A 24493-nucleotide genomic window follows, 5' to 3' on the forward strand; every position below is an offset into this window, starting at 1 on the left:
TCGTCAAATAGCTTGGCTGCGCCGGGAGGGCGGCAGCAACTGGGCAATGGGGCCGGCATTGGCCGCAGCGTCGTGCTGGCCGAAGCAGGCGTTGTAGGTGGCGATGATTTCGCCGGCGATGGACACGGCGATCTCGATGGGCAGCTTGCCCTTTACCTCGGGCAGGCCCATCGGGCAGCGCATACGCGCCAGCACGGCCTCGTCGTAGCCGCGCTCGCGCAAGCGGTGCTCGAACTTGACCCGTTTGGTCTTCGAGCCGATCAGGCCGAACCAGGTGAAATCGTTGCGCTTGAGAATGGCGGCGGTCAGCTCCAGGTCGAGCTGGTGGTTGTGGGTCATGACGATGCAGTAGCAGCCTGGTGGCAGGCCTGCGACTTCGTCGACCGGTTCCTCACTGACGACCTTGGTCACCCCGTTGGGGATGAGCTCGGGGAATTCCTGTTCGCGCGAATCGATCCAGCGCACCCGGCAGGGCAGCGCGGCGAGCAAGGGTACCAGAGCCCGGCCGACATGGCCCGCGCCGAACACGGCGATCTGCGCCTGCACGGCGGCCATCGGCTCGAACAGCAGCACGGTCACGCCGCCGCAGCACTGGCCCAGGCTGGCGCCGAGGCTGAAGCGCTCCAGGTGCGGCGTGGTGCGCTGCTCTTCGAGCATTTGCCGGGCGATGTGCAGCGCCTTGTATTCCAGGTGGCCGCCGCCGATGGTGTCGAACAGGCCGCTGGCGCTGACCACCATCTTCGAGCCTGCGTTGCGCGGGGTCGAGCCGCGCTCCTCGATGATGGTCACCAGCACGCACGCTTCGCCACGGGACTGGTGGTCGGCGAGGGCGTTGATCCATTGGTGCATGATGCAGATCCTCTTCAGTGCAACGCGGTCGGCTTTGTGTAGGAGCGGCGTTACTGAGTCACAGTTTCCAACTCTGGGGCTTCAGGTTGCGCTGCAGCCACTGCCTTGCGCATCTGTTCACAGCCCCACAGCACCCGTTCCGGTGTCGCCGGCGCGTCAATGTTCGGCTGCACGCGGTAGTCAGCCAGGCTGGCCACGGCATCCTTGATCGCACACCAGGCCGCAATGCCGAGCATGAACGGCGGCTCGCCCACGGCCTTGGAGTGGAACACGGTGTCTTCCGGGTTCTTGCGGTTTTCCACCAGCTTCACCCGCAGGTCCAGCGGCATGTCGGCGACTGCCGGGATCTTGTAGCTGGCCGGGCCGTTGGTCATCAGTTTGCCCTTGGCGTTCCACACCAGCTCTTCGGTGGTGAGCCAGCCCATACCCTGGATGAAGCCGCCTTCCACCTGGCCGATGTCGATGGCCGGGTTCAGCGAATCGCCCACGTCGTGCAGGATGTCGGCGCGCAGCATCTTGTATTCGCCGGTCAGGGTATCGACGATCACCTCCACGCAGGCGGCGCCAAAGGCGAAGTAGTAGAACGGCCGGCCGCGTGCCTGGCTGCGGTCGTAGAAGATTTTCGGCGTGCGGTAGAACCCGGTGCTGGACAGCGACACCTGGGCGAAGTACGCCTGCTGCACCAGTTGCTCGAAGCTGACGATCTGGTCGCGCACGCGTACATGGCCGTTGCGGAATTCGACATCTTCCTCGGTCACCTGATAGTGCCGTGCGGCGAACTCGGTAAGGCGCCGCTTGAGGATTTCGGCAGCGTTTTGCGCTGCCTTGCCGTTCAGGTCGGCACCACTGGAGGCGGCGGTCGGCGAGGTATTGGGAACCTTGTCGGTATTGGTGGCGGTGATCTGGATGCGGCTGAAATCCACCTGGAAGATCTGCGCCACCACCTGTGCCACCTTGGTGTTCAGGCCCTGGCCCATCTCGGTGCCGCCGTGGTTAAGGTGAATGCTGCCATCGGTGTAGATGTGGATCAGCGCACCGGCCTGGTTGAGGAAGGTGGCGGTGAACGAGATGCCGAACTTGACCGGCGTCAGCGCCAGGCCTTTCTTCAGGATCGGGCTGTTGGCGTTGAAGCGCCGGATCGACTCGCGTCGCTCGGCGTAGTCGCTGCTGGCCTCCAGCTCGGCGGTCATCTCCTCGAGCATGTTGTGCTCGACGGTCTGGTAGTAGTGGGTAACGTTGCGTTCGGTCTTGCCGTAGTAGTTGGCCTTGCGCACGGCCAGGGGGTCACGGCCCAGGTGGCGGGCGATATGGTCCATCACCTGCTCGATGGCGACCATGCCCTGCGGGCCGCCAAAGCCGCGGTAGGCGGTGTTGGAGGCGGTGTTGGTCTTGCAGCGGTGGCCATGCACGGTGGCATCGCCCAGGTAGTAGGCATTGTCGGAGTGGAACATGGCGCGGTCGACGATCGAGCCGGAGAGGTCGGGCGAGTATCCGCAGTTGCCGGCCAGGTCGAAATTGATGCCGTGCAGGCGGCCGTTGTCGTCGAAGCCCACATCGTATTCGACATAGAACGGGTGGCGTTTGCCGGTCATGGTCATGTCTTCGACCCGTGGCAGGCGCATCTTGGTCGGCTGCCCGGTCAGGCGCGCCACCACCGCGCACAGGCAGGCAGGGCTGGCGGCCTGGGTTTCCTTGCCGCCAAACCCGCCACCCATGCGGCGCATGTCCAGCACCACCTTGTTCATCGGCACGTCGAGCACTTCGGCGACCAGTTTCTGCACTTCGGTGGGGTTTTGCGTGGAGCAGTAGACGATCATGCCGCCGTCTTCGGTGGGCATTACCGAGGAAATCTGGGTTTCCAGGTAGAAGTGTTCCTGGCCGCCGATGTGCAGGGTGCCCTGAATGCGGTGCGGGGCGCTGGCCAGGGCGGTAGCTGAATCACCGCGCTGGTGGGTGTGGCTGTCGAGCACGAAGTGCTTCTTGCGCAGCGCATCGACCACATCCAGCACCGGCTCCAGGTCTTCGTATTCGACGATGGCGGCCATGGCCGCGCGGCGCGCGGTTTCAAGGTCACGGGCCGCAACGGCAAGCACCGGCTGGCCGAAGAACTCGACCTTGTCGATGGCCAGCAGCGGGTCACCGGCCACCACCGGGCCGATGTCTTTCAGGCCGGGGATGTCCTCGTGGGTGATGGCGATGCGCACACCCTCGAAGGCATAGCACGGCGTGGTGTCGATGCGCAGGATACGCGCATGGGCGCGGTCGGCGGTGCGCGCATAGACGTGCAGCTGGTTGGGGAATTCCAGGCGGTCGTCAATGTACAGCGCCTCGCCAGATACATGCTTGTCGGCGCTGTCGTGCTTGACGCTGCGGCCAACCCCGGTGGTCAGGTCCTGGCTGAACAGCTCGGCCATCTCGGCCTGGCTCTTGGCTACGTGATGGTTAGACATAAGCGGTCACCCGGGTTTCGATGTGCGGCGTTTGCTGTTCGATGAAGTACTTGCGCAGCAGGTTTTGTGCGGTCAGCAGGCGGTATTCCTTGCTGGCGCGGAAGTCGCTGAGCGGGGTGAAATCCTCGGCCAGCGCCTGGCAGGCCCGCTCGATGGCGGCCTGGTTCCACGGCTTGCCGCGCAGCGCTGCTTCGCAGGCGCGGGCCCGTTTAGGGATGGCCGCCATGCCGCCGAAGGCGATGCGCACACCGCTGACCACGCCGTTTTCGATGCTGAGGTTGAAGGCCGCGCACACGGCAGAAATGTCGTCGTCCAGGCGCTTGGATACTTTGTAGGCGCGGAACGCCCAGTCATTGGTGGCGCGAGGCACGATGATCTTCTCGATGAACTCGCTGTCCTGGCGGGCGGTGATGCGGTAATCGATGAAGTAGTCTTCCAGCGCCATGGTGCGCTGGCGCTCGCCTTGGCGCAGTACGATCTGCGCGTCCAGGGCAATCAGCAGGGGAGGCGAGTCGCCGATGGGCGAGGCGTTGCCAATATTGCCGCCCAGCGTGCCCTGGTTGCGGATCTGCAGCGAGGCGAAGCGGTGCAGCAGGTCGCTGAAGTCCGGGTATTCCTCGTGGAGTGCGCCGTAGCAGTCGGTGAGCGGGGTGGCAGCGCCGATTTCCAGGTGGCTGGCAGTTTTTTCGATGCGTTTGAGCTCGGCCACGTGGCCGACATAGATCATCACCGGCAACGTCCTGTGGAACTGGGTCACTTCCAGGGCCAGGTCGGTACCGCCGGCCAGCAAGCGGGCTTCGGGGTGTGAACTGTACAGGTCGGCCAGGTCGGCCACGGTCAGCGGCACCAGGCAACGCTTGTCGCCGCTGTTCAGTTCGCCGGTCTGGGTTGGTGCAATGGCCTTGAGGCGGCTGATGGTTTGCGCCTGCTGGGCATCGAACTGGTCGCGACAGGGCTGGCGGCAGCTCTGCTCGGCGGCTTCGAGGATGGGGCGGTAGCCGGTGCAACGGCACAGGTTACCGGCCAGGGCTTCCTGGGCCTGGTGCAGGTCCGGGCCGCTGCTGTTTTTTTGCAAGGCGAACAGCGACATGACAAAGCCAGGGGTGCAGAAGCCGCATTGTGAACCGTGGCAATCGGCCATGGCCTGTTGCACGCTGTGCAGTTGGCCCTGATGCTTGAGGCCTTCGACGCTGATCAGTTGCTTGCCGTGCAGCGACGAGACAAAGGTGAGGCACGAGTTGAGGCTGCGGTAGCGCAGGCTGTCGTTGCCTTGCTCGTCCTGGCTCAGTTCGCCGACGACCACGGTGCAGGCGCCGCAGTCACCACTGGCGCAGCCCTCTTTGGTGCCGGGTTTGCCCAGGTGCTCGCGCAGGTACTGCAGCACCGTCATGTTCGGGTCCAGGGCGTGCTCACTATGCAGCTCCTGGTTGACGAGAAACTGGATCACGGGGATAGCCTCGCAATGGTTTTATTGTTGTTGGGCGGACTCTAAGCAACACCTGTCCAGCAGGTCAATATTTTTCTGACTCAAAGGTCAAGAAATTACGCATGTAGCCGCCCGGCCGAACACGTTGCCCATACAACAAGCATAGATCGCGCCGGGCGCGCGGCTGTCTGGCGGGTCAAATAAACCGCCTGGCCCCTCTGCGCGATTACCGCCCAAGTACGCTACAATCCGCCCCTTGTGCCCAGTTCAATGATTTTGAAGGAAAACCATGACGTTCAAGGCCCCGGACAGCCTCTCCGAGCAGATTGCCGATTACCTGGCCGAACGCATCATCCGCGGCGAGCTGGCGCCAGGCGAGCGTATCCAGGAGCAGAAGGTGACCTTGGCCCTCAACGTCAGTCGTGGCTCGGTCCGTGAAGCGCTGCTGATCCTCGAGCGCCGGCACCTGGTGGCGATTTTGCCGCGCCGGGGTGCCCACGTGACCGTGCTGGACGAGCGCAGCGTGCGTAGCCTGTGTTCCTTGATGGGCGAGTTCTACATCCTGCTGGGCAACGCGGTTGCGCAAAAATGGCGCACTGATGCCGACCTGCGCCCGTTTCTGGATATTCAGCAGCGTTTGCAGCGCGCCCATGACCAGCTCGACATCAAGACGTTTGTCGCCGAGAGCTTCGCGGTGATGCGCGCGGCCTATCCGTTCGCCGACAACCCGTTCCTGCAGGAAACCGTGGAAAACCTGCAACCGGCGATGAGCCGTGCCTACTATTTGTCGCTGGACCAGCGCCAGGCCAACATGATCGATTACCTGGACCTGTTCGCCCGCCTGCTCGACGCCGTGGTCGCCCGCGACCTGCCACGTATCCGAGAGGTGCTAACTGCCTACGGCCAGCGCAGCTGCGAACTGGTGCTGGCGGCGCTGGCCCGAGGCTGACCGATGCGCCTGAAGTGCATTCGCCTGGCCGGGTTCAAGTCGTTCGTCGACCCGACCACGGTCAATTTCCCCAGTAACATGGCGGCCGTGGTCGGCCCCAACGGCTGTGGCAAGTCCAACATCATCGACGCGGTGCGCTGGGTGATGGGCGAGAGTTCGGCAAAGAACCTGCGCGGCGAGTCGATGACCGACGTCATCTTCAACGGCTCCAGTGGCCGCAAGCCGGTCAGCCAGGCCAGCATCGAACTGGTGTTCGACAACAGCGAAACCACCCTGGTCGGCGAGTATGCCGCCTATGCCGAAATCTCGATCCGCCGCAAGGTTACCCGCGACGGGCAGAACAGCTATTACCTCAACGGCACCAAGTGTCGGCGGCGTGACATCACCGATATTTTCCTCGGTACCGGCCTTGGACCACGCAGCTATTCGATCATCGAACAGGGCATGATCTCCAAGCTGATCGAGGCCAAGCCCGAGGAACTGCGCAACTTCATCGAAGAAGCGGCCGGCATCTCCAAGTACAAGGAGCGGCGCCGCGAAACCGAGAACCGCATCCGCCGCACCCAGGAAAACCTCGCGCGCCTGACCGACCTGCGCGAAGAGCTGGAGCGCCAGCTGGAGCGCCTGCACCGTCAGGCCCAGGCCGCCGAGAAGTACCGCGAGTACAAAGCGCAGGAACGCCAGTTGAAGGCGCGCCTTTCGGCCTTGCGCTGGCGCGGCCTGGACGAACAGGTACGCCAGCGCGAGTCGGTGATTGGCGACCAGGGTGTGTCCCATGAAGCACTGGTGGCCGAGCAGCGCAATGCCGATGCCAGTATCGAGCGCCTGCGCGATGGCCATCATGAATTATCCGAGCGCTTCAACCAGGTGCAGGGCCGCTTCTACTCGGTAGCCGGTGATATTGCCCGGGTCGAGCAGAGTATCCAGCATGGCCAGCAGCGCCTGCGGCAGTTGCAGGACGACTTCAAGGAAGCCGAGCGCACGCGCCTGGAGACCGAATCGCACCTGGGCCACGACCGCACCTTGCTGGCCACCCTGGGCGAAGAGCTGGCCATGCTCGAGCCCGAGCAGGAAATGACCCTGGCCGCCGCCGAAGAGGCCGCTGCGGCCCTTGAGGAAGCCGAGGCGGGCATGCACGGCTGGCAGGAACAGTGGGACAGTTTCAACAGCCGCTCCGCCGAACCACGTCGCCAGGCCGAAGTGCAGCAGGCGCGCCTGCAACAGCTGGAAGCCAGCCTGGAGCGTTTGGCCGAGCGCCAGCGCAAGCTGGGCGAGGAGCGCGAGCAACTGGGGAGCGACCCGCAGGATGCCGCCATGCTCGAACTGGCCGAGCAACTGGCCAGCAGTGAAATGCTGCTGGAAGAATTGCAGCTGTCCGAAGAACAGGTGGTCGAGCGCCTGGAAGGCGCGCGCGAGCAACTGCAACAGGCCACCCAGGCCCAGCAGCAGGCGCAGGGCGACCTGCAGCGCCTGGGTGGTCGTCTGGCCTCGCTCGAAGCCTTGCAGCAGGCCGCCCTGGAACCGGGCGCGGGTGCTGCAGGCTGGCTGCAAGGCCAAGGTCTGGAGCAACAGCCACGCCTGGCTGAAGGCTTGCGCGTAGAGCCGGGTTGGGAGTTGGCAGTAGAAACGGTGCTTGGCGCCGATCTGCAGGCGGTGCTGGTGGATGATTTCGATACGCTCGATTTCACAGGCCTTGAGCAAGGTGAGCTGCGTTTGCTGCAGGCCAGCGTCAAGGGTTCATCGTTGCCTGGCAGCCTGCTGGAAAAGGTCGCAGGTCGCATCGACCTGGCGCCCTGGCTGGGCCAGGTCAAGCCTGTGGAGGACTTGGCCCAGGCACTGGCGCAGCGCGTGTCGCTTGGCGAAGGCCAGAGCCTGGTCAGCCGCGATGGCTACTGGGTTGGCCGGCACTTCCTGCGGGTGCGCCGTGGTGGTGAAGCTGAAGGCGGCGTGCTGGCGCGTGGCCAGGAAATCGAGCGCCTGGGGCAGGAGCAACAGGAGCAGGAAGCGGCACTGGAGCAGCTTGAGCAACAGTTGCAGGCCCTGCGCGAGCAGCAGCTGGACCAGGAAGAGCAGCGCGAACAGCTTCGCCGCCGTACCCAGGAAGAAAACCGTCTGCATGGCGAACTGAATGCCAGGCTCTCGGCCAGCCGCGCCCGAGCCGAGCAGGTCGCGTTGCGCCGTCGGCGCCTGCTTGAAGAACTGGCCGAGCTTGAAGAGCAGCGCGCCGTGGAGCACGAACAGCTAGGCGAAGCGCGCCTGCTGCTGCAGGAGGCCCTGGAGCTGATGGCCCAGGACACCGAGCAGCGCGAGCAACTGATGGCCCGCCGCGACACCCTGCGCGAAGCCCTCGACCGGGTGCGCCAAGAGGCCCGCCAGCACAAGGACCACGCCCACCAGTTGGCCGTGCGCTGGGGCTCGCTGCGCGCCCAGCACGACTCCACCCGTCAGGCCCTGGAGCGCCTGGAGCAGCAGGCAGCGCGCCTGACCGAGCGCCAGGAGCAACTGAGCCTGAACCTGGAGGAGGGCGAGGCCCCGCAGGAAGAACTGCGCCTGAAGCTCGAAGAGCTGCTGGAGCGGCGTATGAGCGTCGACGAGGAAATGCGCTTGGCCCGCCTGCACATGGACGAAGCCGACCGTGAACTGCGTGATGCCGAAAAGCGCCGCACCCAGGCCGAGCAGCAAGCTCAGTTGCTGCGCGGCCAACTGGAGCTATTGCGCCTGGAGTGCCAGGGGCTGGATGTACGACGCAAGACCTTGCAAGAACAGCTGCTGGCCGATGGCTACGACCTGCAAGGCGTGCTCACCACGCTGGAGGCCGAGGCCAGCGAGCAGGGTACCGAACAGGAGCTGGAGCAGCTTGAAGCACGCATCCAGCGCCTGGGTGCGATCAACCTGGCTGCCATCGAGGAATACCAGCAGCAGTCCGAGCGCAAGCGTTACCTGGACGCGCAGGACGCCGACCTGGTCGAAGCCCTCGAGACCCTGGAAAACGTCATTCGCAAGATCGACAAGGAAACCCGCAACCGCTTCAAGGATACCTTTGATCAGATAAATGCCGGATTACAGGCACTTTTCCCAAAAGTTTTCGGTGGTGGCAGCGCTTATCTGGAACTGACGGGCGAAGATTTACTCGATACAGGGGTGACGATCATGGCGCGACCCCCGGGCAAGAAGAACAGCACCATTCATTTGCTGTCCGGCGGCGAGAAGGCACTGACCGCTTTGGCGCTGGTGTTTGCCATCTTCAAGTTGAACCCCGCACCGTTCTGCATGCTCGACGAGGTCGATGCACCGCTGGACGATGCCAACGTCGGGCGCTATGCGCGCCTGGTCAAGGAAATGAGTGAAAGCGTGCAGTTCATCTACATCACGCACAACAAGATTGCCATGGAGATGGCGGACCAATTGATGGGGGTGACCATGCATGAACCCGGTTGCTCACGCCTTGTTGCAGTTGATGTGGAGGCGGCCATGGCCATGGTCGACGCTTGATGCGCGACGATGCGGGCACATTCTGTAGCGAAATGCCCCCGTCATGTGCGACAGACGGTGTAAAGTTGTCTTTGGTCGTGCTAGCTTAATGTCACTCGTTTTTTGCGTGGGTAAAACGCCTGTCAGAACATAGAGTTGGCGCCACGTGTTAAAGGGCTTTGAACCCTTTGTTTTCAAGCATATTTTTATAGAGGCACGGGATTACATGGAAATCGGTCTGCGCGAGTGGCTGATCGTCATCGGCATCATTGTCATTGCCGGGATTCTTTTCGACGGCTGGCGCCGCATGCGCGGCGGGAAAGGCAAGTTGAAATTCCGTCTGGATCGCAGTTATTCCAACCTGCCGGAAGAAGAGGGTGGCGGCGCCGAAGTGCTCGGCCCGTCGCGCGTGCTGGACGCCCACAAGGAGCCTGAGCTGGACGAAAGCGACTTGCCGTCGCTCAGCGCCTCTTCGCGTGACCGCGAACGCGAGCCCAAGCCGGCCAAGGCCAGCAAGCGCAACAAGCGCGCCACCGTAGCGGCTGATGTACAGCAGGGTGACCTGAACCTGAGTGCCGACACGCGCGAGCCCGACCTTTTTGCTGACAGCAATGACGACTTTGCCGCCGACAACACCCGCAGCAGCACGGGTACAGCGCCTGCCAGTAGCGTCAAGGAGCTGCCACCGGCCGAGGAAGTGCTGGTGATCAGTGTTATCTCCCGTGACGAAGGCGGCTTCAAGGGCCCGGCGTTGCTGCAGAACATTCTGGAAAGCGGCCTGCGCTTCGGCGAAATGGACATTTTCCACCGCCACGAGAGCATGGCCGGCCACGGCGAAGTGCTGTTCTCCATGGCCAATGCGGTCAAGCCAGGCGTGTTCGACCTGGACGATATCGACCACTTCAGCACCCGCGCTGTGAGCTTCTTCCTTGGTCTGCCGGGCCCGCGTCATCCGAAGCAGGCGTTCGACGTGATGGTCGCTGCGGCACGCAAACTGGCCCACGAACTCAACGGCGAGCTCAAGGACGACCAGCGCAGCGTGCTGACTGCCCAGACCATCGAGCACTACCGCCAGCGCATCGTCGAGTTCGAGCGCCGCGCGCTGACCCAGAAGCGCTGACAGATCCAGACGAAAGAGCAGCCTGAGGGCGTGCTGGTCGGTTCGGGAGTTACTGCCCGACCCGGCCCTATCGCCGGCAAGCCAGCTCCCACAGGAGTACCACTGCCCTCCAGGCTTGTGGTGTACCTGTGGGAGCTGGCTTGCCGGCGATAGGGCCCGGTCAGGCAATTACCAATCCAGGCCCCAGACACCACCCCAGGCTGCTCTTTTTGCTTTGCAAGAGACCCTGAAAATGACCGCCGAAACCCGTATCCACGAACTGCGTGCCGAACTCGACCAGCACAACTACCGCTACTACGTGCTCGACGAGCCCAGTGTGCCCGATGCCGAATACGACCGCCTGTTCAACGAGCTCAAGGCGCTTGAGGCTGAACACCCCCACCTGGTAACCCCTGATTCGCCCACCCAGCGCGTCGGCGGCCAGGCGTTGTCCGCATTCAGCCAGGTGCGCCATGAAGTGCCCATGCTCAGCCTGGGCAACGCTTTCGAAGAAACCGACCTGCGTGAGTTCGGCCGCCGCGTGGTAGACGGCCTCGACCAGCCCGGTGCGGTCGACTTCAGCTGCGAACCCAAGCTCGACGGCCTGGCGGTGAGCCTGCTGTATCGCGACGGTCAGCTGGTGCAGGGCGCCACCCGTGGTGACGGCACCACTGGCGAGGATATCAGCGCCAACGTGCGCACCGTGCGTAACATCCCGCTCAAACTGCAGGGCGAAGGCTGGCCAGCGGTGCTGGAAGTGCGCGGTGAGGTGTACATGAGCAAGGCCGGTTTCGACCGGCTCAATGCCGCCCAGGCCGAAGCCGGCGGCAAGACCTTCGCCAACCCGCGCAACGCCGCTGCCGGCAGCCTGCGTCAGCTGGATTCAAAGATTACCGCCAGCCGCCCGCTGGAGTTCTGCTGCTATGGCGTTGGCCAGGTGTCCGAGAGCATCGCCGACAGCCACATCGGCACCCTCGAGCAGCTCAAGGCCTGGGGCCTGCCGATCAGTCGCGAGCTCAAGCACGCGGCAGGCATCGATGAGTGCCTGGCCTACTACCGCGATATCGGCGAACGGCGCAACAGCCTGCCCTATGAAATCGATGGCGTGGTGTTCAAGGTCAACAGCCTGGCCGCCCAGCGCGAGCTGGGCTTCCGTGCCCGCGAGCCACGCTGGGCGATCGCCCACAAGTTCCCGGCCATGGAAGAGCTGACCGAGGTGCTGGACGTCGAGTTCCAGGTTGGCCGTACAGGGGCAGTAACGCCTGTGGCGCGCCTGAAACCGGTCAAGGTTGCCGGTGTGACCGTGTCCAATGCCACCTTGCACAACATGGACGAAATCGCCCGCCTGGGCCTGCGCATCGGCGACACGGTAATCATCCGCCGTGCCGGTGATGTGATCCCGCAGGTGATGCAAGTCGTGCTGGAGCGCCGCCCGGAAGATGCCCGCCCGGTCGAAGTGCCGAGCGTGTGCCCGGTCTGTGGTTCGCAGGTCGAGCGTACCCAGCTGGTCAAACGCAGCAAAGGCAAGGCAACCACCAGCGAAGGCGCGGTGTACCGCTGTGTGGGTCGCTTGGCCTGTGGCGCCCAGCTCAAACAGGCGATCATTCACTACGTGTCCCGCCGTGCGATGGACATCGACGGCCTGGGCGAGAAGAGCGTCGAGCAATTGGTGGATGAAGGCCTGATCGGCTCGCCGGCTGATCTGTACAAACTGGAGTTCGAGCAGGTTGTCGGGCTTGAAGGCTTTGCCGAGGTCTCCAGCAAGAAGTTGCTCGATGCCATCGAAGCCAGCAAGCGCCCGAGCCTGGCGCGCTTCATCTATGCCCTGGGCATTCCCGACGTGGGCGAAGAAACCGCCAAGGTACTGGCCCGCTCGCTGGGCAGCCTGGCCCGTGTGCAGCAGGCGTTGCCACAAGTGCTGACCTACCTGCCGGATATCGGCCTGGAGGTGGCCTACGAAATCCACAACTTCTTCGAAGACGAGCACAACCAGAAAGTCATTGAACAGCTTCTGGCCAGCGGCATGAAAATACAGGACGAGGGCGAACTGGCTGCCGAATTTGCTGCCAGCACCACCTTGGCCGGGATGATCGCCAAGCTCGACATCCCCTCCGTTGGCCCGACCGGTGCCGAGAAGCTGGTGGCCAGGCTCGACAGCCTGGACAAGATCATCGCCGCCGACGGCATCGACCTGCGCCAAGCCCTGGCGGCCAAGCAGGCTGACGCAGTGCGTGAGTTCTTCAAGGATGAAGCGAATCAGAAGCTGGCGCGGGACATCGAAGCCCAGTTGCTGGCGTTCGGCATGCATTGGAGCAGCGAGAAGAAGGTAGCCGAAGGCTTGCCGCTGGCCGGGCAGACCTGGGTGCTGACCGGTACGCTGGAGCGCATGAGCCGCGACATCGCCAAAGACAAGCTGGAAAGCCTGGGGGCCAAGGTGGCCGGCTCGGTGTCTGGCAAGACCCACTGCGTGGTGGCAGGGCCGGGGGCAGGGTCCAAGCTGGCCAAGGCCGCTGAGCTGGGCGTTAAGGTGCTGGACGAAGATGCCTTTGTCACATTCCTGGCCGAACAGGGCATCGCTATCTGAAGCCCTGCGCTATCCCCGACCCCAACATTCTGGCTCGATACCCAGATTCAGAAGCTTGTACGGTCCCTGTAGGAGCTGGCTTGCCGGCGATCACCGGCAAAGCCGGTGCCATCCACTGCGGCGCCTTCTTCGCGGGCGCGCCCGCTCCCACAGGTTTGCGCGCCAGTTCAGCGCCCATGCGCCTGACAAGTCATTGAGAAATGATGACTTTTTCTACCTCAGAGGTTGTATCTGCCCTCAAGACCGGTACAATGGCGCCACTCGCTGCTCAGCGAGGCATGTAGTGGTGGCCCCATCGGTCCCCCCGCATTGATTACCCGTTAACCTGGTCAGGCCCGGAAGGGAGCAGCCATAGCGGGAACATCGAGTGCCGGGGTGTGGCTGGTGGGGCCGCCTCCATTTCTGGGGTCGGAAAACCTCAGTCTGCAACGAACGCCTTCCTTCTTGCCTGCTTTCCGCCCAATGCTCCGGCCGCCGACAGCTTCATCAGCCGCTGGAATTTCGGGCATGCCAGATGATCCTCCTCCGGGCACTGCGCCGCATGCCGCAATCCCTTGCTCATCGCTTGCAACCGCCTGATTCGCGCATCCAGCTCGTCCGCCTTGGCGATCAGCATCTGCCGGTCGACCTGCAGGTCCACCAGCATCGCCCCTACTTCATCCAGCGAAAACCCCGCAGCCTGCCCCAGGGCGATCAGTGCCAGCCGGTCTGCCACATCAGCCGCAAACTGCCGCCGCTGGCCGCGCCAGATGCCCCGGTTACAGCGAACCCCCGATCAGAGTGCGCACTTTTAAGAACTTTGTGGGAGCGGGCATGCCTGCGAAGAACATTACTCGGTGGATGGCACCGGCTATGCCGGTGTTCGCGGGCATGCCCGCTCCCACAGGGTTTGCACAAGCTTTCACAAATTGAGCAGGGCAGTAAGTTGTGCCGGCATTTTGCTGGGCATTTCAGGGGCGGGCCACAGACATATTGTCCGGGTCGCCCGCTCCCCCATACCGCTGCACAATCCGCTCGATCTCACCCGACTGCTTCATTCTTACCAGCGCCCGCAACAGCGCTTGTGTCGGTATCGCCGGATCGTTGCGCACCATGCACCCCAAATCCTGTTCTTCCAGCACCGCCAGCGCCTGCAATTGCTGTTCAGCTGGCAACCCCTGGTTGAACCACTGCAACGACAACTGGTTGCTCACCGCATGCCGATACCGCCCGGCCTGCAGCTTTTGCAGCACCAGCAACTGGCTGCGGCTGTCCTCACGGTGCAGCTGGCCCTTGTCCAGCAGCGGTTGCAGGGTTGAATAGGTGTAGCCCAGCACCGTGCCGATAGCCTGGGGTGGCAGCTGCTCCAAGAGCATCGGGGTGTCGTCGCTGGCGCGGCCAACCAGCACGTCGCGCTGGTGAATCAGCGGGATACTCCACACAAAATCCCCCGGCCGGTCATTGAGCCATCGGGTACTGACGTAGCAACGCACATCTATGTCGCCGCTGCTCATGGCCTCCTCCAGGCGCAGGCGGGCCATGACGTGGTAGTTGGGGCGAGCCCCCACTTCCTTGGCCATGGCCTGCATCAGGTCGTAAAGCAATCCCTCCACTGGCTGATCGCCTTCGATGCGTACCAGCGGCATGCCCCAGCTCTCCGCTACAGAGAAGCGCAGTGCCGGCTGTTCAGCCAGGCTGTGGGTGGTCCAGAGCAACAGCAGGGCCAGCAATCTTCGCAAAGGCGTATCCTCCCTGAACAGCGCGCCTGCCTCAAAGCTTAGACGACGCGCGCAGGGTGCAATTTTGCCCCCGCTCCGCTAGCATTAGCGATCTTCCGCTCTATCAGGCTACGATGGTTTTTCGATGAGTTATCAGGTTCTTGCACGTAAATGGCGTCCGCGCTCGTTTCGCGAAATGGTCGGCCAGGCCCATGTGCTGAAGGCCTTGATCAATGCCTTGGACAATCAGCGCCTGCACCACGCCTACCTGTTCACCGGTACCCGGGGCGTGGGCAAGACGACCATCGCCCGTATTATCGCCAAGTGCCTGAACTGCGAAACCGGCATCACCTCCACGCCCTGTGGCACCTGTTCGGTGTGCCGTGAAATCGACGAAGGCCGTTTCGTCGACCTGATCGAGATCGACGCCGCCAGCCGCACCAAGGTCGAAGACACCCGCGAGCTGCTGGACAACGTGCAGTACGCCCCAAGCCGTGGGCGCTTCAAGGTCTACCTGATCGACGAAGTGCACATGCTGTCGACCCACTCGTTCAACGCCTTGCTCAAGACGCTGGAAGAGCCGCCGCCCTACGTCAAATTCATCCTCGCCACCACCGACCCGCAGAAGCTGCCGGCCACCATCCTGTCGCGCTGCCTGCAGTTCTCGCTGAAGAACATGAGCCCGGAGCGGGTGGTTGAACACCTCAGCCACGTACTGGCTGCCGAGAACGTGCCGTTCGAGCCGGATGCCCTGTGGCTGCTGGGCCGCGCGGCCGATGGCTCGATGCGTGACGCCATGAGCCTCACCGACCAGGCCATCGCCTTTGGCGAAGGCAAGGTGCTGGCCGCTGATGTGCGGGCCATGCTTGGCAGCCTGGATCACGGCCAGGTCTACGGCGTGTTGCAGGCGTTGCTCGAAGGCGATGCCCGGGCATTGCTGGAGGCCGTGCGCAGCTTGGCCGAGCAGGGCCCGGACTGGGCGGGCGTGCTGGCCGAAATGCTTAACGTGCTGCACCGTGTGGCCATTGCTCAGGCGCTGCCAGAGGCCGTGGACAACGGCCAGGGTGACCGCGACCGAGTACTGGCGCTGGCTTCGGCATTGCCGGCCGAGGACGTGCAGTTCTATTACCAGATGGGCCTGATCGGCCGCCGAGACCTGCCGTTGGCGCCGGACCCGCGTGGTGGTTTCGAGATGGTCCTGCTGCGCATGTTGGCGTTCCGCCCGGCTGATACCGACGACGCGCCGAGACCGGTGCTAAAGCCAGTGGGGATCAGCCAAGCCACAGCTGATCCTGCAGCGCCGGTGGCAGCCTCGGCCTTGGCCGTGCCGTCATCGCCTGTTGCGGCCGTGCCGGCAGAACCCGCGGCCGCCGCCCCACAGCTGGAGGTGCCTGCACCTGCGACAGCCGACCATGAGCCGGAGGCCGAGCCAGACGCCGAGCTGCAGGCCGAGATCGAGGCCATTTCGGTACCTGAGCCTGTCGCGGAGGTGGTCGACCTGCCGTGGGAAGAGCCGGCAGTTGCACCTGCGCCGGTAGCGGCTGAACCTGTGCCCGCACCTGCGCCCGAGCCTGTTGCCCCTGCACCGGCGCCACAGCCCACAGCGGCAAGCGACGAGCCGCCTTTCGACCCCTCCGCCTACGCTGCCGTAGGCATGGATCGCGATGATGAGCCGCCGCTGGACGAAGACTATTACAGCGGTGAAAGCGACCCGGTCGGTTTCAGCTATCTGGACGAGTTGGCTGAACATGTGCAGGAAGAGGTATCGAAGCCGGCTGCCGAGCCGCTGCCAGCAGCTAAACCGGCCACCGGGCTGGCCCTGCAATGGCTGGAATTATTCCCACAGTTGCCTGTGTCCGGGATGACAGGCAACATCGCGGCAAACTGTACGCTGATTGCCGCCGATGGCGACGACTGGCTGCTGCACCTGGACCCTGGCCAAGGCGCACTGTTCAACACGACCCAGCAGCGTCGCGTGAACGAAGCGCTCAACCAGCACCTGGGGCGCACCCTGAACCTGCGTATCGAGCTGATCCTGCCTGAGCAGGAAACCCCGGCCCAGGCGGCATCGCGCAAGCGTGCAGAGCGCCAGCAGGACGCGGTCACCTCTATCGAACAGGATCCGTTGATCCAGCAGATGATCAAGTTGTTCGGTGCCAAGGTGCGGCACGATACTATTGAGCCTGTAGAGGCCCTGGCCAAACAGGGCCAGTAACGGATAACCATGCGGCTGGCCCTGCGCCGGGCCGCATCACATGACCCAATCGAGGTATACCCCCATGATGAAAGGTGGCATGGCCGGCCTGATGAAGCAGGCCCAGCAGATGCAGGAAAAGATGCAGAAAATGCAGGAAGAGCTGGCCAACGCCGAAGTCACCGGCCAGTCCGGCGGTGGCCTGGTGAGCGTGGTGATGACGGGGCGTCACGACGTCAAGCGCGTCAGCATCGACCAAAGCCTGATGTCGACCGACGAGGACGACAAGGAAGTGCTGGAAGACCTGATCGCCGCCGCGCTGAACGATGCCGTGCGCAAGATCGAGCAAAGCAGCCAGGAAAAGATGGGCGGCATGACCGCCGGCATGCAACTGCCGCCGGGCTTCAAGATGCCGTTCTAAGCGCATTGCGATACCGAAAACCGCCGCTGATATCAGCGGCGGTTTTTTTTGAGCGATTTCAACCCAGGCGCGGTCTGCTTTTTATGTGATAGCAACAGCAGGCCGGGTAGGCTTGGGGTGACCTTATTTGACGCCGCCGCCCCCGCTGGGTATAAACCGCCTCTTATTGATTTGTCAGGCCATTCCCATGAGCTTCAGCCCCCTTATCCGCCAACTGATCGACGGCCTGCGCATCCTGCCAGGCGTTGGCCAGAAGACCGCACAGCGCATGGCCCTGCAATTGCTGGAGCGCGACCGCAGTGGCGGGCTGCGCCTGGCTCAGGCCTTGACCCAGGCCATGGAAGGGGTAGGGCATTGCCGCCAGTGTCGCACCCTCACCGAGCAGGAACTGTGCCCGCAGTGCGCCGACCCGCGCCGCGACGACACCCAGCTGTGCGTGGTGGAGGGGCCGACCGATGTGTATGCGGTGGAGCAGACGGGCTACCGTGGCCGCTACTTTGTGCTCAAGGGGCACCTGTCGCCGCTGGACGGCCTGGGCCCGGAGGCCATTGGCATTCCTCAGCTTATGGCACGCATCGAGGAGCAGGGCACCTTCACCGAGGTGATTCTGGCGACCAACCCGACGGTGGAAGGGGAGGCGACGGCGCATTACATCGCGCAATTGTTGAGCGAGAAGGGGTTGGTGGCGTCTCGCATTGCCCATGGTGTACCGCTGGGCGGCGAGCTGGAGATGGTGGATGGCGGCACCTTGGCCCATGCCTTTGCAGGGCGCCGGCCAATTTCGCTCTGATTCAAAAATGCTGGGGCCGCTTTGCGGCCCATTCGCGGGACAAGCCCGCTCCCACAGAGATATAGCGATGCTTCACTGTGTGGGAGCGGGCTTGTCCCGCGAATGGGCTGCAAAGCAGCCCCAAAAGCCAACTCAGTACTCGCTGAGGGAAAACTCGGTCAGGCAGAAGGTAGGCACCCCGGCCGCCTGCAACCGACGCGACCCGTCCAATTCCGGCAGGTCGATAATCGCCGCCGCCTCGAACACCTGCGCCCCGGTACGGCGTACCAGGTTGGCTGCAGCCAGCAGCGTACCGCCGGTGGCAATCAGGTCATCGAAGATCAACACCGAATCCCCCTCGCACAGGCTGTCGGCATGCACTTCCAGGAAGGCTTCGCCGTATTCGGTCTGGTAACCCTCGCTCAGCACGTCAGCCGGCAGCTTGCCTTGCTTGCGGAACAGGATCAGCGGCTTGTTCAACTGGTGGGCGATGATTGAGCCAATCAGGAAGCCCCGCGCGTCCATGGCACCAATGTGGCTGAACTCAGCCTCGACATAACGCTCGATGAACTGGTCAGCTACATAGCGCAGCCCGCGCGGCGATTGGAACAGCGGGGTGATGTCGCGAAAGATCACGCCCGGTTTGGGGAAGTCCACTACCGGGCGGATCAGGGCTTTGAGGTCGAAAGCGTCGCTGTGCATTGTTGCGGGTATCCTGGGAAAACGAATGCCAAAGTATACCCGCTAAACGCCGGCCTCAGGCCTCGATTGCACCACCGGCCAGCGCACACAGCTGGATCGGGTCGAGGATGTGCACTTCCTTGCCCTCGGCGCGCAGCAGGCCGTTCTGCTGGAAGCGCGTGAACACCCGCGACACGGTTTCTACTGCCAGGCCCAGGTAGTTGCCGATTTCGTTGCGCGACATGCTCAGGCGGAACTGGTTGGCCGAATAGCCGCGGGCGCGGAAGCGTGCCGACAGGTTGACCAGGAAGGTGGCAATACGCTCGTCGGCGGTCTTTTTCGACAGCAGCAGCATCATTTGCTGGTCGTCGCGGATTTCCCGGCTCATGACCCGCATCAGCTGGCGACGCAGCTGCGGCAGTTGCACCGACAGCTCGTCAAGCCGCTCGAAGGGGATTTCGCACACCGAAGTGGTTTCCTGCGCCTGGGCCGACACCGGGTAGGCTTCGGTGTCCATGCCTGACAGGCCGACCAGCTCGCTGGGCAGGTGGAAGCCGGTGATCTGTTCTTCGCCGCTGTCGCTGAGGCTGAAAGTTTTCAGGGCACCGGAACGTACGGCGTAGACCGAGCCGAAATTGTCACCCTGGCGGAACAGGAACTCGCCTTTCTTCAGCGGGCGGCCGCGTTTGACGATTTCATCCAGTGCATCCATGTCTTCCAGGTTCAGCGAAAGAGGCAGGCACAGGGGGGCCAGGCTGCAATCCTTGCAATGGGCCTGGTTGTGTGGGCGCAGTTTGACTGGCTCGGACATTTGAATCGATCCTTGTGGGAAAGCACACATAAGTCGTAAGGGTAACCCACGACACAGGGTGTAGGCCAGCGTGCGCGTTGATGGTGCGCCCTGGCGAAACCCCGGCAGCCGTCCTGCCGGGAGTCCTTGTGTGCCCATAGTGTGCCTGGCAAGGAGGCTTGTCCATGCGGTTGAACGACTCGGTTTTCAGATAACCCGCGAGAAACGCTGGCGGTTGTGCATCGCCAGGTAGGCGTCGAACACCATGCACACCGAGCGCGCCAGCAGGCGGCCAGCCGGCAGGATGCGAATGCCCTTGGCGTCCAGGCTGATCAGGCCGTCGCGCTGCAAGGTCAGCAGTTCGGGCCAGAGCTCGTTGAAATAACCGCGAAAATCGATGGTGAAGGCCTGTTCGATCGGCTCGAAGTCCAGCTCGAAATGGCAGATCAGTTGCTGGATCACCGCCCGCCGTATGCGGTCGTCGTGGTTGCATACCAGGCCGCGCTGGGTGGCCAGCTGGGCGTTGGACAGGCTGTCCTGGTAGGTGTTGAGGTCGCTGCTGTTCTGGCAGTACAGGTCGCCGATCTGGCTGATGGCCGACACGCCCAGGCCGATCAGGTCGCAGTGCCCGTGGGTGGTGTAGCCTTGGAAGTTGCGCTGCAGGGTGCCTTCTTCCTGGGCGATGGCCAGTTCGTCGTCCGGCAGGGCGAAGTGATCCATGCCGATGTAGCGGTAGCCGGCGGCGGTCAACTGGTCAATGGTGGTGTGCAGCATCTCCAGCTTGGCGGCCGGGCTGGGCAGGTCGTTGTTGTCGATGCGCCGTTGGGGCATGAAGCGCTCGGGCAGGTGGGCATAGTTGAACACCGACAGGCGGTCTGGCTGCAGGCGGATCACTTCTTCGACCGTGCGGGCAAAACCTTCGGGTGTTTGTTTGGGCAGGCCGTAGATCAGGTCCAGGTTGACCGAGCGGAACTGCAGGGTGCGCGCAGCCTCGATCAGGGTGCGGGTCTGCTCCAGGCTCTGCAGGCGGTTGATCGCGCGCTGCACGGCCGGGTCGAGGTCTTGTACGCCCAGGCTGACGCGGTTGAAGCCCAGTTCGCGGAGCAGGCCCATGGTCGACCAGTCGGCCTCGCGCGGGTCGATCTCGATGCCGTAGTCGCCGGAATCGTCGTCCAGCAGGTGGAAGTGCTGACGCAGGGTGGCCATCAGTTGGCGCAGTTCCACATGGCTGAGGAACGTCGGCGTGCCGCCGCCAAAATGCAGCTGTTCAACACGCTGCTGCGGGCCCAGGTGGCAGGCGATCAGCTGGATTTCCTGCTCCAGGCGCTGCAGGTAGGGTGCGGCGCGCGCGCGGTCCTTGGTGATGACCTTGTTGCAGGCGCAGTAGTAGCAGATGTTGGCGCAAAACGGCACATGCACGTACAGCGACAGGGGGCGCACGGCTCGACGGCTCTCGCGCAGGGCGTGGAGCAGGTCGAACGAGCCCACCTCGCTGTGCAGTTGCACGGCGGTCGGGTAGGAGGTGTAGCGTGGCCCGGCCAGATCGTAGCGGCGGATCAGGTCGGTATCCCAACGTAGGTCGTCGAGCATGAGGGCGGTCCCCGGAAAGAGCAGCAGTGCACCGGACTATATGGCTGTCTGTAGGGGTGTGTGTTGATTTGTATCAAGGGCGTTGGGGCTGCACAGCAGCCCCCGTCAATGCCCCATCAGCCAGTGCTGGTGTGGGCCCGGCAGGGTCCAGACCCCAAACAGCATCACCAGCACACCGCCCGCCACACGCACGCTGCGGCGCCTCAACAAGGCGTTTACCCGTTCGGCAGCCAGCCCGGTGGCCAGCAACACCGGCCAGGTTCCCAGGCCGAACGCGAGCATCAACGCCGCGCTGTACCCGGCGTTGCCCTGGCTGGCGGCCCACAGCAGGGTGCTGTAGACCAACCCGCACGGCAGCCACCCCCACAAGGCACCCAGCAGCAACGCCCGGGGCAGGCTGGACACCGGCAACAAGCGCGACGCCACCGGCTGGATATGCCGCCACAGCCCGCGCCCCAGGGCTTCGATGCGGGTCAGCCCGCTCCACCAGCCGGCCAGGTACAGCCCCATGGCAATCAACAACAGCGCTGCCACTACCCGCAGCCCCAGGGCGGCGGGGCTGTTGGCCACCGCCCAGCCGGCCAGGCCGAGCAGCAGGCCGGCGCTGGCATAACTGAAAATGCGCCCAAGGTTGTACGCCAGCAGCAGGCGCAAGCGCCGGCTACGTTGTTCCGGTGGGATGGCCAGGGTCAGCGCGCCCATCAGGCCGCCGCACATGCCCAGGCAGTGGCCGCCGCCAAGCAGGCCCAGGACCAGTGCCGAGCCCAGCAGGGGAAGCAGGTCAGGCACGGGGTGGTGGTTCCTTGTCGGTATCGCCCGGTGTGTCGTCAGGCTTCACCGCGGCCTGGTGGCGCGGGTCCTGGTCGTCGAACAGGATGCTGTGGGCAGGGCCTTCGAGGTCGTCGTACTGGCCGCTGTCCACTGCCCAGAAGAAGATGTACACGGCCACGCCGACCAGCAGCAAGGCTGCGGGGATCATGACATAGAGGGCGGGCATGGTGTCTTCCTCCCGGGCAGGGGTGCTTCGGTTTTCGGCAGGTTCGATGCCAACGGCATGCGGGTCAGGCGCAGGGCATTGAGCACCACGATCAGCGAGCTGACCGACATGCCGATGGCGGCCCACACCGGGGTGATCCAGCCAAGCGCGGCAAACGGCAACATCAGGCCATTATACAGGGTGGCCCACAGCAGGTTCTCGAGGATGTTGCGACGTGTGCGGCGGGCCAGGTCCAAGGCCTGCACCAGTGCCTGCAGGCGGTTGGACAGTAGCACGGCGTCGGCGCTGGTCTTGGCAAGGTCGGTGGCGCTGCCCATGGCAATGCTGATGTCGGCGGCGGCCAGCACCGGCACGTCGTTGACCCCGTCGCCGAGCATCAGCACCTTGCGCCCGGCCGCCTGCAGCGCCTTCAGCCGATCCAGCTTGTCGTCCGGGCGCAGGCCACCAATGGCCTGGTCGATGCCCAGTTGCGCGGCCACCTCGGCGACCATCGGCGAACTGTCGCCCGACAGCAGCAGCGTGCGCCAGCCTCGGGCCTTGCAGGCGGCGAGCAGCGCCGGTGCGTCGTCGCGCAGCCGGTCGTCCAGGCCAAACCACGCCAGAGGCCCGTGGCGGTCACCCAGCAGCAGCCACTGGCCGCGTGGTTCCGGCACGGCGGGGATTTGCGCAGCGCTCAGGGCGCAGACGAAGGTGGCCTGGCCGATACGCAGGCGTTGGCCGTCTACTTGCCCTTCCAGGCCCAGACCTGGCACGGTCTGCACGTTTTCGGCCGGTATGGCGGTGCGGCCGAAGGCGCGGGCGATCGGGTGTTCGGAGCGGTTTTCCAGGGCGGCGGCCAGGGCCAGGCAGCGGTCAGCGGGCAGGTTGCCGAGCGGGCGAATGCTGCGCAACGTGAGGCGGCCTTCGGTCAGGGTGCCGGTCTTGTCGAAAATCACCGTGTCGATCTGGTTCAGGCCCTCCAGTACATGGCCGCGGGTTACCAGCAGGCCCAGCTTGTGCAAGCTGCCGGTGGCGGCGGTCAGCGCCGTTGGCGTGGCCAGCGACAGTGCACAAGGGCAGGTGGCCACCAGCATGGCCAGCACGATCCAGAAGGCCCGTGCAGGGTCCAGGTACCACCACCACAGGCCGATGGCCACGGCAGCCAGCAGCGACAACAGCAGGAACCATTGCGAAGCCCGGTCGGCGATTTCGGCCAGGCGCGGCTTTTCGGTCTGAGCGCGTTCCAGCAGGCGGACGATGGCCGAGAGCCGCGAATCGTGGCCGAGTGCTTCGACTTCCACGTTCAAGGTGCTTTCGACATTCAGCGTACCGCCGGTGACCCGTTCGCCCACCCGGCGTGGTTGCGGCAGGTATTCGCCGGTGAGCAGTGATTCGTCCACGCTGGAGCGGCCTTCGACAATGCGCCCGTCGGCGGGGATCACCGCGCCGGGCAGCACTTGCACCGTGTCACCGCAGTGCAATTCGCTGAGCAGGATGCGCTCGCTGCGGCCGATGGCGTCCAGGCGCAGGCACGAGGCCGGCAGCAGGTTGACCAGCTGAGCGGTGGCCGCAGCCGTGCGTTCGCGGGCGCGGCGCTCCAGGTAGCGGCCGGTGAGCAGGAACAGGGCGAACATGCCCACTGTGTCGAAATACAGCTCGCCGCTGCCGGTGATGGCCGTCCAGATGCCGGCGCCGAAGGCCAGGGCGATGGCCAGCGACACCGAAACGTCCATGGTCAGGTGGCGGGTGCGCAGGTCGCGCGCCGCGCCCTTGAAAAAGGGCGCGCAGCTATAGAACACAATGGGAATGGTCAGGAACAGCGCCACCCAGCGCAGGATGGTGTGCAACTCGGGGGACAGGTCGATGTTGAATTCTGGCCAGGTGGCCATGGTCGCCATCATTGCCTGGAACCACAGCAGCCCTGCCACGCCCAGGCGGCGCAGGGCGCTGCGGTTCTCGCGGGCCAGCTGCTCGGCGGCCTGGTCGGGCTGGTAGGGGTGGGCGGCATAGCCGATCTGGCGCAACTCGGCGAGCAGGCGTGAAAGTGGCAGTTGCTTGTCGTCCCAGCTCAGCAGCAGGCGGTGGTTGGAGAGGTTCAGGCGCGCCTCGGCGACACCGGGCAGGTTGCGCAGGTGCTTTTCGATCAGCCAGCCGCAGGCGGCGCAGCTGATGCCTTCGACCAGCAAGGTGGTTTCGGCCAGCTGGCCCAGGTGGCGCACGAAGCTCTGCTGCACGTCGCTGCGGTCGTACAGGGCCAGTTCGTCTTGCAACTGCCTGGGCAGGGCCTCGGGGTTGGCGCTGTTGTCACTGCGGTGCTGGTAGTAGTGCTCCAGGCCACCGGCGACGATCGACTCGGCCACCGCCTGGCAGCCGGGGCAGCAGAACTGCCGCGGCTGGCCGAGGACCACGGCGGTGAAGCGGCTGCCGGGGGGGACGGGCAGGGCGCAGTGGTAGCAGGGGGTGGGCTGGGTCATAAGGTAAGCACGACTGCTCAGGCAGATATGAAACCCTGTGGGAGCGGGCGTGCCCGCGAAAGCGTCAGGCCTG

Annotated in this window: 17 protein-coding genes, 1 other RNA gene and 1 pseudogene; 8 read left to right on the plus strand and 11 right to left on the minus strand. The window is 64.2% G+C overall.

Going from position 1 to position 24493, the window contains the following annotated elements; genetic code table 11:
* Positions 1-3 precede the first annotated feature (3 nt).
* The 3 genes from xdhC to xdhA are packed head-to-tail and all read right to left on the minus strand — an operon-like array spanning position 4 to position 4746.
* On the minus strand, positions 4-849 hold the full coding sequence (xdhC, locus tag J3A71_RS09315; RefSeq protein WP_016488359.1) for a xanthine dehydrogenase accessory protein XdhC: 846 nt from the start codon (positions 847-849) through the stop codon (positions 4-6).
* Positions 850-899: 50 nt separating this feature from the next.
* Positions 900-3299, minus strand: coding sequence for a xanthine dehydrogenase molybdopterin binding subunit (gene xdhB, locus J3A71_RS09320; protein ID WP_096426580.1), 2400 nt, complete (start codon positions 3297-3299; stop codon positions 900-902).
* Entirely contained in the window at positions 3292-4746 is a 1455-nt protein-coding gene (xdhA, locus tag J3A71_RS09325) for a xanthine dehydrogenase small subunit (RefSeq protein ID WP_060519350.1), read from the minus strand. The genes xdhB and xdhA overlap by 8 nt, the downstream gene beginning before the upstream one ends.
* Before the next feature lie 268 nt (positions 4747-5014).
* Between xdhA and J3A71_RS09330 the strand changes: the two genes are divergently transcribed.
* From J3A71_RS09330 to ffs, 5 genes are all read left to right on the plus strand, one after another.
* Positions 5015-5674: a GntR family transcriptional regulator gene (locus tag J3A71_RS09330; protein ID WP_016488356.1), complete on the plus strand. Its 660-nt coding sequence runs from the start codon at positions 5015-5017 to the stop codon at positions 5672-5674.
* 3 nt (positions 5675-5677) lie between these two features.
* Positions 5678-9166, plus strand: a complete 3489-nt coding sequence (gene smc / locus J3A71_RS09335) for a chromosome segregation protein SMC (RefSeq protein ID WP_096426579.1) — start codon at positions 5678-5680, stop codon at positions 9164-9166.
* Between the two features lie 205 nt (positions 9167-9371).
* Positions 9372-10265, plus strand: coding sequence for a cell division protein ZipA (zipA, locus tag J3A71_RS09340; RefSeq protein WP_016488354.1), 894 nt, complete (start codon positions 9372-9374; stop codon positions 10263-10265).
* Between the two features lie 232 nt (positions 10266-10497).
* Positions 10498-12828, plus strand: coding sequence for an NAD-dependent DNA ligase LigA (ligA, locus tag J3A71_RS09345; RefSeq protein ID WP_095116919.1), 2331 nt, complete (start codon positions 10498-10500; stop codon positions 12826-12828).
* A gap of 293 nt (positions 12829-13121) precedes the next feature.
* An RNA gene (gene ffs, locus J3A71_RS09350) (signal recognition particle sRNA small type) lies at positions 13122-13218 on the plus strand.
* 28 nt (positions 13219-13246) lie between these two features.
* Here ffs and J3A71_RS09355 read toward each other — a convergent pair.
* Together J3A71_RS09355 and J3A71_RS09360 are read right to left on the minus strand one after the other, a co-directional pair.
* Positions 13247-13658: pseudogene (locus J3A71_RS09355) on the minus strand (MerR family DNA-binding protein).
* Positions 13659-13778: 120 nt separating this feature from the next.
* The gene (locus J3A71_RS09360; protein ID WP_095116925.1) at positions 13779-14546 is read right to left on the minus strand and encodes an ABC transporter substrate-binding protein; all 768 of its coding nucleotides are present in this window, start codon (positions 14544-14546) and stop codon (positions 13779-13781) included.
* Positions 14547-14670: 124 nt separating this feature from the next.
* On the opposite strand from J3A71_RS09360, the gene dnaX reads away from it, so the two are divergent.
* From dnaX to recR, 3 genes are all read left to right on the plus strand, one after another.
* Entirely contained in the window at positions 14671-16740 is a 2070-nt protein-coding gene (dnaX, locus tag J3A71_RS09365) for a DNA polymerase III subunit gamma/tau (protein ID WP_096426577.1), read from the plus strand.
* A gap of 64 nt (positions 16741-16804) precedes the next feature.
* On the plus strand, positions 16805-17140 hold the full coding sequence (locus tag J3A71_RS09370; RefSeq protein WP_016488349.1) for a YbaB/EbfC family nucleoid-associated protein: 336 nt from the start codon (positions 16805-16807) through the stop codon (positions 17138-17140).
* A gap of 187 nt (positions 17141-17327) precedes the next feature.
* Positions 17328-17930 carry a recombination mediator RecR gene (gene recR / locus J3A71_RS09375; RefSeq protein ID WP_003254304.1) on the plus strand — a complete coding sequence of 201 codons (603 nt, stop codon included), beginning with the start codon at positions 17328-17330 and terminating at the stop codon, positions 17928-17930.
* 132 nt (positions 17931-18062) lie between these two features.
* On the opposite strand, the gene J3A71_RS09380 is transcribed toward recR, so the two are convergent.
* The 6 genes from J3A71_RS09380 to J3A71_RS09405 form a co-directional block, all read right to left on the minus strand.
* The gene (locus J3A71_RS09380; protein ID WP_009683910.1) at positions 18063-18611 is read right to left on the minus strand and encodes an adenine phosphoribosyltransferase; all 549 of its coding nucleotides are present in this window, start codon (positions 18609-18611) and stop codon (positions 18063-18065) included.
* Positions 18612-18666: 55 nt separating this feature from the next.
* Complete coding sequence (gene fnrA / locus J3A71_RS09385; protein WP_012273416.1) at positions 18667-19401, minus strand: Crp/Fnr family transcriptional regulator FnrA; 735 nt, start codon at positions 19399-19401, stop codon at positions 18667-18669.
* A gap of 186 nt (positions 19402-19587) precedes the next feature.
* On the minus strand, positions 19588-20970 hold the full coding sequence (gene hemN / locus J3A71_RS09390; RefSeq protein ID WP_016488348.1) for an oxygen-independent coproporphyrinogen III oxidase: 1383 nt from the start codon (positions 20968-20970) through the stop codon (positions 19588-19590).
* A gap of 105 nt (positions 20971-21075) precedes the next feature.
* Complete coding sequence (locus tag J3A71_RS09395) at positions 21076-21759, minus strand: sulfite exporter TauE/SafE family protein (protein ID WP_095116933.1); 684 nt, start codon at positions 21757-21759, stop codon at positions 21076-21078.
* Positions 21752-21967 (minus strand): cbb3-type cytochrome oxidase assembly protein CcoS, encoded by a 216-nt coding sequence (gene ccoS, locus J3A71_RS09400; protein ID WP_016488346.1) that lies wholly within the window; start codon positions 21965-21967, stop codon positions 21752-21754. Before ccoS ends, J3A71_RS09395 begins: the two co-directional genes overlap by 8 nt.
* Positions 21946-24420, minus strand: a complete 2475-nt coding sequence (locus J3A71_RS09405) for a heavy metal translocating P-type ATPase (protein WP_096426576.1) — start codon at positions 24418-24420, stop codon at positions 21946-21948. The genes ccoS and J3A71_RS09405 overlap by 22 nt, the downstream gene beginning before the upstream one ends.
* Positions 24421-24493: the final 73 nt, after the last annotated feature.

The organism is Pseudomonas sp. PvP089, assembly GCF_017875165.1.
Taxonomy (GTDB): domain Bacteria; phylum Pseudomonadota; class Gammaproteobacteria; order Pseudomonadales; family Pseudomonadaceae; genus Aquipseudomonas; species Aquipseudomonas fortuita.

What these genes read in the sequence shown, in the direction of transcription:
- xdhC (WP_016488359.1), bottom strand. Translation starts at nt 849, where the DNA reads ATGCACCAATGGATCAACGCCCTCGCCGACCACCAGTCCCGTGGCGAA.
- xdhB (WP_096426580.1), bottom strand. Translation starts at nt 3,299, where the DNA reads ATGTCTAACCATCACGTAGCCAAGAGCCAGGCCGAGATGGCCGAGCTG.
- J3A71_RS09330 (WP_016488356.1), top strand. Translation starts at nt 5,015, where the DNA reads ATGACGTTCAAGGCCCCGGACAGCCTCTCCGAGCAGATTGCCGATTAC.
- smc (WP_096426579.1), top strand. Translation starts at nt 5,678, where the DNA reads ATGCGCCTGAAGTGCATTCGCCTGGCCGGGTTCAAGTCGTTCGTCGAC.
- zipA (WP_016488354.1), top strand. Translation starts at nt 9,372, where the DNA reads ATGGAAATCGGTCTGCGCGAGTGGCTGATCGTCATCGGCATCATTGTC.
- ligA (WP_095116919.1), top strand. Translation starts at nt 10,498, where the DNA reads ATGACCGCCGAAACCCGTATCCACGAACTGCGTGCCGAACTCGACCAG.
- dnaX (WP_096426577.1), top strand. Translation starts at nt 14,671, where the DNA reads ATGAGTTATCAGGTTCTTGCACGTAAATGGCGTCCGCGCTCGTTTCGC.
- J3A71_RS09370 (WP_016488349.1), top strand. Translation starts at nt 16,805, where the DNA reads ATGATGAAAGGTGGCATGGCCGGCCTGATGAAGCAGGCCCAGCAGATG.
- recR (WP_003254304.1), top strand. Translation starts at nt 17,328, where the DNA reads ATGAGCTTCAGCCCCCTTATCCGCCAACTGATCGACGGCCTGCGCATC.
- J3A71_RS09380 (WP_009683910.1), bottom strand. Translation starts at nt 18,611, where the DNA reads ATGCACAGCGACGCTTTCGACCTCAAAGCCCTGATCCGCCCGGTAGTG.
- fnrA (WP_012273416.1), bottom strand. Translation starts at nt 19,401, where the DNA reads ATGTCCGAGCCAGTCAAACTGCGCCCACACAACCAGGCCCATTGCAAG.
- hemN (WP_016488348.1), bottom strand. Translation starts at nt 20,970, where the DNA reads ATGCTCGACGACCTACGTTGGGATACCGACCTGATCCGCCGCTACGAT.
- ccoS (WP_016488346.1), bottom strand. Translation starts at nt 21,967, where the DNA reads ATGCCCGCCCTCTATGTCATGATCCCCGCAGCCTTGCTGCTGGTCGGC.
- J3A71_RS09405 (WP_096426576.1), bottom strand. Translation starts at nt 24,420, where the DNA reads ATGACCCAGCCCACCCCCTGCTACCACTGCGCCCTGCCCGTCCCCCCC.